11 protein-coding genes are annotated in these 8,136 nt (G+C 49.2%); 5 read left to right on the top strand and 6 right to left on the bottom strand.

The genetic code is table 11. The features are described from left to right. Positions 1–228 precede the first annotated feature (228 nt). The 6 genes from FC20_RS08755 to FC20_RS08730 all read right to left on the bottom strand — a co-directional run bounded on the left by FC20_RS08755 (position 229) and on the right by FC20_RS08730 (position 3,841). The gene (locus tag FC20_RS08755) at positions 229–1,164 is read right to left on the bottom strand and encodes an AAA family ATPase (RefSeq protein ID WP_008463232.1); all 936 of its coding nucleotides are present in this window, start codon (positions 1,162–1,164) and stop codon (positions 229–231) included. A 131-nt stretch (positions 1,165–1,295) separates the two neighbouring features. After that, the gene (locus FC20_RS08750; protein WP_008463231.1) at positions 1,296–1,973 is read right to left on the bottom strand and encodes a 2,3-bisphosphoglycerate-dependent phosphoglycerate mutase; all 678 of its coding nucleotides are present in this window, start codon (positions 1,971–1,973) and stop codon (positions 1,296–1,298) included. Positions 1,974–1,993: 20 nt separating this feature from the next. Next, positions 1,994–2,179: a hypothetical protein gene (locus FC20_RS08745; RefSeq protein ID WP_008463230.1), complete on the bottom strand. Its 186-nt coding sequence runs from the start codon at positions 2,177–2,179 to the stop codon at positions 1,994–1,996. 2 nt (positions 2,180–2,181) lie between these two features. Then, a complete protein-coding gene (locus tag FC20_RS08740; RefSeq protein ID WP_008463229.1) occupies positions 2,182–2,367 on the bottom strand; it encodes a hypothetical protein in 186 nt (61 codons plus the stop codon). A gap of 2 nt (positions 2,368–2,369) precedes the next feature. Beyond that, positions 2,370–3,056, bottom strand: a complete 687-nt coding sequence (locus FC20_RS08735) for a histidine phosphatase family protein (protein WP_008463228.1) — start codon at positions 3,054–3,056, stop codon at positions 2,370–2,372. Positions 3,057–3,100: 44 nt separating this feature from the next. Continuing rightward, a complete protein-coding gene (locus FC20_RS08730) occupies positions 3,101–3,841 on the bottom strand; it encodes a sulfite exporter TauE/SafE family protein (protein WP_008463227.1) in 741 nt (246 codons plus the stop codon). Between the two features lie 254 nt (positions 3,842–4,095). On the opposite strand from FC20_RS08730, the gene FC20_RS08725 reads away from it, so the two are divergent. The 5 genes from FC20_RS08725 to FC20_RS08705 all read left to right on the top strand — a co-directional run bounded on the left by FC20_RS08725 (position 4,096) and on the right by FC20_RS08705 (position 7,881). Continuing rightward, complete coding sequence (locus FC20_RS08725; RefSeq protein ID WP_008463226.1) at positions 4,096–4,674, top strand: DJ-1 family glyoxalase III; 579 nt, start codon at positions 4,096–4,098, stop codon at positions 4,672–4,674. 15 nt (positions 4,675–4,689) lie between these two features. Continuing rightward, complete coding sequence (locus FC20_RS08720) at positions 4,690–5,193, top strand: GNAT family N-acetyltransferase (protein WP_008463225.1); 504 nt, start codon at positions 4,690–4,692, stop codon at positions 5,191–5,193. Positions 5,194–5,231: 38 nt separating this feature from the next. Then, positions 5,232–6,290 carry a dipeptide epimerase gene (locus FC20_RS08715; RefSeq protein WP_008463224.1) on the top strand — a complete coding sequence of 353 codons (1,059 nt, stop codon included), beginning with the start codon at positions 5,232–5,234 and terminating at the stop codon, positions 6,288–6,290. Next, positions 6,291–7,037 carry a serine hydrolase gene (locus tag FC20_RS08710; protein ID WP_008463222.1) on the top strand — a complete coding sequence of 249 codons (747 nt, stop codon included), beginning with the start codon at positions 6,291–6,293 and terminating at the stop codon, positions 7,035–7,037. 79 nt (positions 7,038–7,116) lie between these two features. Beyond that, positions 7,117–7,881 (top strand): MurR/RpiR family transcriptional regulator, encoded by a 765-nt coding sequence (locus FC20_RS08705; RefSeq protein ID WP_008463220.1) that lies wholly within the window; start codon positions 7,117–7,119, stop codon positions 7,879–7,881. The last annotated feature ends 255 nt before the right edge of the window (positions 7,882–8,136 follow it).

Raw genomic sequence — 8,136 nt, 5'->3', positions numbered from 1 at the left:
ATTCAACGTTTAGTTGAGTAAATTTCGGGCAACTGCTTGGCTTACTTGAGTATGTTTGTGTGAGCTTTTTTCAAAAAAATTCCCCTAGTTGAGTAAGTTTATGTGCAACGCCTTACTCACTTGAGTATGTTTGTGTGAGCTTTTTTCAAAAAATTCCCCCTAGTTGAGTAAGTTTATGTGCAACGCCTTACAAGCAAAAACAGCTTTCCCTAACGGGAAAACTGTTTTTTACCAAATATGCAAAATTCTGGTCCGGTCCAACTTGCTTAAGCTGAACTGGTGGACGTGAGACTGCTTGTTTTCAGGGAATTCCTGGACAAAGTCAGCCACGTTGTACAAACCGGTCGCGTAAGACCAAGTCCCCTTGACCTTCTTGATCGGATCCAGCATCTCGTTACGTAGCGGATAAGCCGAAATCAAGAAGTGCTTGTGGTGAAACTTAAAGGCAAAGTATGGCAGACGGAATTCGTCGACTGCTTCTTCCTTGGTCTTGGCAATCGTGACCACATTGCGGTAAGTACCATACTTAGCCGTAAAGCGGTCATTGAAAGAAAAGTAAAAATTAGAAATATGAACGTGAGGGAAGTCTTCTTCTTTCACGTCATCAGGAACGGCGATCACGTGAGAATAGCGATCTAAGTTATTCTCCCTTTGCATCAAGGCCGCTTCCATCTGGTTGGGCTGGATGCCCCTTACCCAATCTGGCAATTCTGGGTGTGCCATGTAGGAATTGTACATCATCTTGATGACTTCTGGCTTAACCCAGTCATACTGCATCCGAATCTGGTTTCTCTTTAATAAGCCCTCCAGAGTCTGGTGCCGCATCAAATCCACAACGTAGCACTCGTAGTGGTACTTTTCGCACCACTTCTTGTAGTGGTCAATTTCACTGGCTACGATGTGCGTGCCGTCCACAATGACGGTTTCCCCATAAGACATCTTATGCTCAACCAAGTTGTCCTTCATCTTCTTGGTTTGGTCCGTCACATGGCGTGGAATGACTTGATGCAATACATCACTCTTTTGGTCATAATAAACCGTGAGATCCGCCAAAAGCAAGCGAATCGCATCCCCGCTGATCGCGTATGGCAATAAGTGGTGCCGGGCGATAAAAGAGGATTTACCAGAGCCGGGTGCGCCTCTTAAAAGAAATAATTTGCGCATAGCTAGCTCCATTTTAATCAAACATATGAAATATCAAAATAAATTTTACCATAAAATCAGAGTTATTCCTTAACAATGTGCAAAAAAGGCCAAATTATTAGAAAAAATAAAAAGCCTGCCAAAAGCAGACTTTAGTCGGTAATGATCTTATCCACAATGTTTAAATCTTGGTCAAAAGTATACACAATCGCCTGGGCATTGGGTACTTCCAGCTTCAAGATCTCCACATTGTTGATTTTTTCTAGGTACTTAATCAGGGCCCGCAGGCTGGAGCCATGGGCCACGATCAGCTGGTCTTGACCTTGTCTGAGGCGGCTGGCCACCTCATCTTCATAGTAAGGCAAAAGCCGCAATTGGGTTTGGTGCAGGCTTTCGGCCCGCGGGAGCAGGCGCGGGTCAACTAGGCGGTAGCGGCGGTCAATCGTGGGCGAGCCTTGAGCTGGCGGCACCGCATCAAAGCCGCGCCGCCACTCTAGGACCTGTTCTTTGCCAAAAATTTTCCGAGAAACGTCCTTGTTCAGGCCCCGTAAAGCTCCATAATGGCGCTCGTTCAGCCGCCAAGTTTTATTAATTGGTACAGCTAAAAAGCCCGCCGCTTCAGCCGCAATATTGGCCGTTTCGATTGCCCGAGACAAGACGGAGGTGTGGATTAAGCTGGGGAAAAAGTCCGCAATTGCGCCTAGTTTTTCCCCAGCAGCTCGTGCCTGCTCTCGTCCCTTGTCTGTCAAAGGGACGTCATTCCAGCCTGTATATACGTTAGCCGCGTTGGCCTGGCTTTCCCCATGCCGCAGCAGTGCCAATTTCACCATTGTCTAAAAATACTTTCTTTCTATGCCCAAAAAGACCAAATACCCGTAATGATAAACAAAACGCCCAAAATGATAAAGGCACTGCTGCTCAGGCCCTTGGTCTTTTCTCCTTTTTTCGCCTTAACGGCCCGGCTGATGCCGGTAACCAGATCCCAAATGCCAAACAGCAAGACGGCATATGGGACCCACCAAGAATGAATGTCCATTGCTAACCCCACAACTTCACCGCGTAATAAAGCGCGATCGCTAAAATAAAGGCCCCGGTCAGGTAGTAAGATCGGATGGTCAACTTATTGTCTGGCTTGGCAGTTTGGGCATTGTAGCCTCTAGCGAGCTCCCACAAGCCGACAAGCACCAGCAAGATAAAAGTAAAAGTGTGTGTATTCCACTGCATCTTTAAGCCTCAAATTCTTCTGGCGGGCAGTTGTAGTCCACGATTTCAAACTTGCCAGAATCAGTTAAAACGCCCCGGGTTACCGAGCCATTGGTTGGGAAGGGAATGTCGTGGAGCCCATCGCTTTGTTCCCAGTACTTGATGCCCAGGGTCTTGATAAAGTCGCCGTGAGAAACCAGCAAAACCCGCTTTTCTCTTTGGGTGGCGGCTTTCAGGCGGTCAATGGCCCGGGCCATACGGAGGTTTAACTCTTCCGTATTTTCTGCCAGGTGCCGGGGGTCAGCCTTTTTCACGACTTCGCGGAACTTGTAGATGCCGATCGTGTTGATGATTTCGGTCACGTCGCTAGTTTCGCGGATTCCTGCCGTGCGGGAAGTTGCCTTCCAGATATGGTCAATTTCGCTGCCCTCAAAAGAACCGTAGAAGACTTCGCGGAATTCCGGGAACTTCTTGATCTTGCCAATCTGGGAAACTCGGTTACCGTCCTTTATTAAGTGTACCGTATCGATGGCTCTTTTCAAATCTGAGGAGTACATGTTGTCAAAATGCACGTCTGCCAAGGCTTCTGCCGTCTTCTTTAAGTCGCTGATGCCTTGACTTGTCAAGGGGGTGTCGCACCAGCCCTGAACCTTGCCCAAGCGGTTGAACAAGGTTTCACCATGGCGCACGAGATATACTTCTGTAGTCATTTGTCCTCCCTAATTTGTCTATTTTTTATCTTTTTGTCCAAAAATTACTTGTAAGCACTATAGCCCAGGTAGATGGCCAAAAGCACTGAAAAGAATGCCGTAATCCATCTGACCCAAGCCGGCTTTAAATATTTAATCATCTTTTGGCCAAAATAGCCACCAAAAAAGAGGCCAATTGCCAAAGGAAAGGCAACGCCCCAATTAATGCGGCCGTGCCAGATAAAAATCATCAACGCTACAAAGTTGGCCAACGCACCGATCAGCCCCTTCATGGCGTTGATCACGACAAAAGGCGAATCGCTAAGAGCGGTCAAGAAGATCAAAGTCAAAACCCCGCTGGCGGCGCCGAAGTAGCCAGCATAGATGCCGGCGATAAAGAGGCCCAGGTAGTTCAAGATTTTTTTAACCGACGTCATCGGCTTTTTCTCAGCCTGCTTGCGACCGCTGAGCAAAAGCAAGGCACCGGAAAAAAGAACCATGAAAGGGACAAGTTTTTCAAAGACCTTGCCCGGAAACATTAACAAGAGATAGCCGCCAATCACGGCCCCGTTTAACTGGAAAAAGGCGTAGCGGGCCATTTCTTGCCAGTAGCCCTTCATTTCTTTCAAACTGGAGGCTAAAGTCCCAAAACCGGTCGCCACCAAGGCGGCCGTGTTGGTCATGTTGGCCGTAACCGGGTCTAAGGCAACCAAGAGGCCTGGGTATGATACTAAAGATGCCATACTGGCGATGGCGGCCACGATGCCGGCTAAAAAGCCGATGGTGAGCAGGTAGATAAACAGCAATTTCTTCTCCTCTATTTTTCAATCTTTGTTTATTATAACTTTTTTAGGGTCCGCAATAATCCTAAATATTTCAGCTTACTTTTTATAAGGGCTTTAGCTATTCTGGTCCTGCCTATTTTCAATGACAAAAGTTCTGCTTACTGTTTCAAAATGGTTACAGGCCAGCTTGGCCAAAGCAATTTATGTAACAGTCTTGTATAATAGAAAGTAGATTATATTAATAAAAAATGAAAAGTGCTAGTAAGGAGAAAAATATGGCAAAGATTGCAGTAGTATTTTCAGATGGCTGTGAAGAAGTTGAAGGCTTAAGCCAAGTGGATGTCTTGCGCCGGCTCGGCATCGAATGTGACATGGTGGGCCTAGACAAGCTGGACATTCAAGGCGGGCACGACATTTTAATCAAGTGCGACAAGACGGTAGACGATTCGCTTTTTGACTACGACGTCGTTTCCTTCCCTGGCGGTGCGCCAAACGCCCAGCACTTAAGAGAAAGCGATAAGCTGGCCCAAATCATGCAAAAGCGCTCAGAAGCTGGCAAGTGGAACGCAGCTATGTGCGCTTCACCGATTGCCCTGTCTAAGTACGGCCTGCTGAAAAATGCTAAGTGGACTGCCCACCCTGACTTTAAAGAACAAGTCGCAAGCGAAAATCCTGACGCCACCTACGTGGACACCCCCGCTGTGGCCGATGAAGACCACAAGGTGATTACCAGCAGAGGCCCGGCTACTTCTTGGGCCTTTGCCTACGCCTTAGCCCAAGCCGTGGGCGTGGACACGCAAAAGCTCGAAAGCGGGATGCAGTACACTTACCTGCGCAGCCACATCAACGATTAGCTTTTAGGTACAAGAATGATTGAATTAAGACAAGCAACACCATCTGACCTTGACGCCATCATGGTCATGATTGACGATGCCAAGAGCCTGTTAAAAAGCCAAAACTCCACCCAGTGGCAGGATGGCTACCCAGCTGACGCCGATATTGAGCAAGATCTCAAAAACGAGAATGGCTGGGTCTTGACTGTGGACGGCGTCCCCGCTGCCTACTTAGCCGCCACCGATTTTGACGAAAACTACTTAGCTATTTCCTGGGACTGCGACGGTCCTTACTGGGCCCTCCACCGCTTTGCCGTCAGCCAAGCTTTTCGCGGACAAGGCCTGGCACAAAAATTGATCACCCTGGTGATGGAGGAAGGGCAAAGACAAGGCGTTAAGGCCTTTCGCTTAGACACTGGCTTTGAAAACCGCGTCATCCAGCACCTAGCAGATAAACTTGGCTTTCAAGAGCGCGGCGTGATTACTGTCAAAAGCGATAATCACGACCCCCGCCGCCTGGCCTACGAACTAGTTTTGTAACAGTTAGCTTTTTTAAAAAAAGAAAAAGGAGAACATAAATGACTGATCCTTTTGCCATTCAAGACTTAGACGTTTCTTTAAAGCAGATCCCCTTGAAGCATCCCTTCGTAACGGCCCTGCACCGGGTCGACAAGATCAATGCCGTCAGAGTTAAGGTTACCCTGGCTAACGGCGTGACCGGCATCGGCACCTGCACCCCGAACGAAAAAGTGACTGGCGACACGGTAGCTAGCACCGCTGCCGTTATCACCGATGCCATCAAGCCGGTCGTGGTCGGTCAAAGCATCACCAACTGGCGGCCGCTCCTTGCCAGCCTAAAGGACGCCATCGTCCACAATGCACCAGCTAAAACCGCGGTGGAAATCGCCCTCTACCAGGCTAAGGCAGCTAGTTTGGGATTAAGCTTGACCCAGCTGCTCGGCGCCAACTCCGGCTTTGTCGAAACCGACTATACCATCAGCATCGGTCCTAGCGACCAGATGATTGCCGAAGCCCAAAAGATGGTCGACCAGGGCTTTAAGTCCTTAAAGCTCAAGCTGGGCGCTGACAACTTAGACCGCAATATTAAGCTGATCGAAGACCTAGCCTACGCGGTCGGCCCCATGATCCACCTGCGCCTTGATATGAACCAGGCCTGGGATGCCCGGCAGACCATGCAAGCGGCCACTTACTGGAAAAAGCAGGGCCTCTTGATCGACTTTATCGAGCAGCCCGTTCCTGCCTGGGACCTTGATTCCATGGCTTTTTTGACTAAAAATTGTCCCTACGCCATCATGGCTGACGAAAGCGTAGAAAGCTACCGCGATGCCCAAAAATTGATCACAATGCACGCCTGCGACTACATCAACATCAAGCTGATGAAGACGGGCGGGCTGTCAGAAGCGCAAAAAATCAACGATTTAGCCGAAAGTAACGGCATCAAGACCATGGTCGGCAGCATGATCGAATCGATCGAATCCCTGTCAGCCGCTTGCGCCTTTTACCTGGCCAACCCGAACACCGTTTTTGCGGACCTGGACTCCATTTTCATGGCAGAGCAAGATCCCGACTTAGCGCTTTATGCCGAAATTTCCGGCGACCAGATTGGGGTGAAGTAAATGCTTGATGTGAAAAAATTTGACCAGATCCTGGCCCCCCTGCCGGGGCAAACGGCCTTGCTGGTTTGCGATGATCAAAAGGTCCTCTACGCCAGTCCCCTGGTTAGCCAAGAATTCAAGTCTGCCAGCTTAATTAAGTTGGCGGTAGCCTGCTATTACCAGGCCCATCCCGTAGACCTCAGCCAGGTGGTGACCATTCCCGACGACAAAATCGTCGACGGCGGGATGCTCTGCCACCTGGCCCAAAGGGACTGGCAGCTGCGCGATGTTCTCGACCTCATGTTGTCAGACTCTGACAATACTGCTACCAACTTTTTGATCGACTTTGCCGGCTTTGACAAAATGGCAGACTGGTTTGAAGACAAATTTACTGGCCTGCACCTGGGCCGCTACCTGATGGAGGTGACCGACCGGGAAAACTACATCACCGCCGAAACCGCCATGCAGCTCTTTGACCGGCTGCTGGATGACCAGTCGCCTTTTGGCCAGGTCTGTCAAAAGGCCCTCCACTACCAAGAATCCGTCAACAAGCTGCTCCAGTACCTGCCTGAGGGCTGCTCATATTCTAAAACCGGCGAACTGGACGATACCGAGCATGACATTGCGCGGATTTTTGTCGGCGACCACTACTACGATGTCTGCTTCTTGAGCCACTACCAGGGCCTCAAGGAGCGCAAGGCCATCGTTCAGGGACAAAATGCCGTCGGTGAACTCCTCTACTACGACTTGCTTGCTAAAGAAAATTGATAAAATTATAGGCTCAGCGGTTTTTTTATCATTATTTGTGATAAAATTTAAGTATAATTATCAGTAGTGGGAGATTATTATGGATATCACTAACTTTTTTACGGTCGAAGCTTCGGAATTATCCAAATCCGACCGCAAGATCATGAAAAAAATCACCGCCGATTCAACTGACTTCGACTCGCTGACCATCAACCACCTGGCTGAAGAAGCCGGCACATCCTTGGCATCTGTCCAGCGTTTTTGCCAAAAGATGGGCTACTCCGGCTTTAAGGAATTCAAGTTCCAGCTCTTAAACTACGTCAAAAAGCAGGAAAGCCAGCAGTCTCTGGTTTCAACCAACGAATACCTGGTGGACTACCACGACGCCATCAACCAGGTCTGGACGGCCAATGAGGGTGATGTCGACGAACTGGCCCACGTCTTGATGACCAGCTCGACCAACTTTATTTTTGGCATCTACTATTCTGAACTCCCGGCGCGCCTGCTGAGCATGGGCCTGCGGGACCTAGGCAAGTCGACCTACTTTGGCGACAACCTGGCTGCCGGCGAGCACCTTTTTCCATTAAGCGATGAAAACTCCACGGCGGTCTTTTACTCCGTGTCCGGGATTTCCAAGCTTTTTGGCTCCTCACCCCTGCCGAAGTCCATCTCCCACTTTAAGCACAGCTACCTGGTGACCATGAACCCTGATACGCCTCTGAAGAAGTATTTTAAAAAGGTCATCGTCTTGCCAGGCAAAAATCTGGCCCAGGGCCTGCCGGTTGACCCCCAGTCAATACCGGTCGTCTTTACCGAAAGGATCATCGACACCGCGGCCACCAAGTACCACAAGCGGAAAAAATAAGTTAAGCTGCCCCTCGGGGGCAGCTTTTTTCGTGGGCCGTCCCTCAGACCTTGCTAGCCATGGACTTTTGAGAAAAAATCTTGGCTACAGATACTTGGGGGAATCAAAAGTCGAAAAACAGCTTGGCTGCATATACTTGGGGGAATCAAAAGTCGAAAAACGGCTTGGCTGCATATACTTGGGGGAATCAAAGGTCGAAAAACGGCTTGGCTGCATATACTTGGCTCAAGTGAGTAAGGCGTTGCACATAAACTT

Origin of the sequence: Lactobacillus equicursoris DSM 19284 = JCM 14600 = CIP 110162, from assembly GCF_001434815.1 — a bacterium.
GTDB classification, from domain to species: Bacteria; Bacillota; Bacilli; order Lactobacillales; family Lactobacillaceae; genus Lactobacillus; species Lactobacillus equicursoris.
The sequence above is the reverse complement of the archived record's forward strand: the minus strand, read 5'-3'. Positions and strand labels throughout refer to the sequence as shown.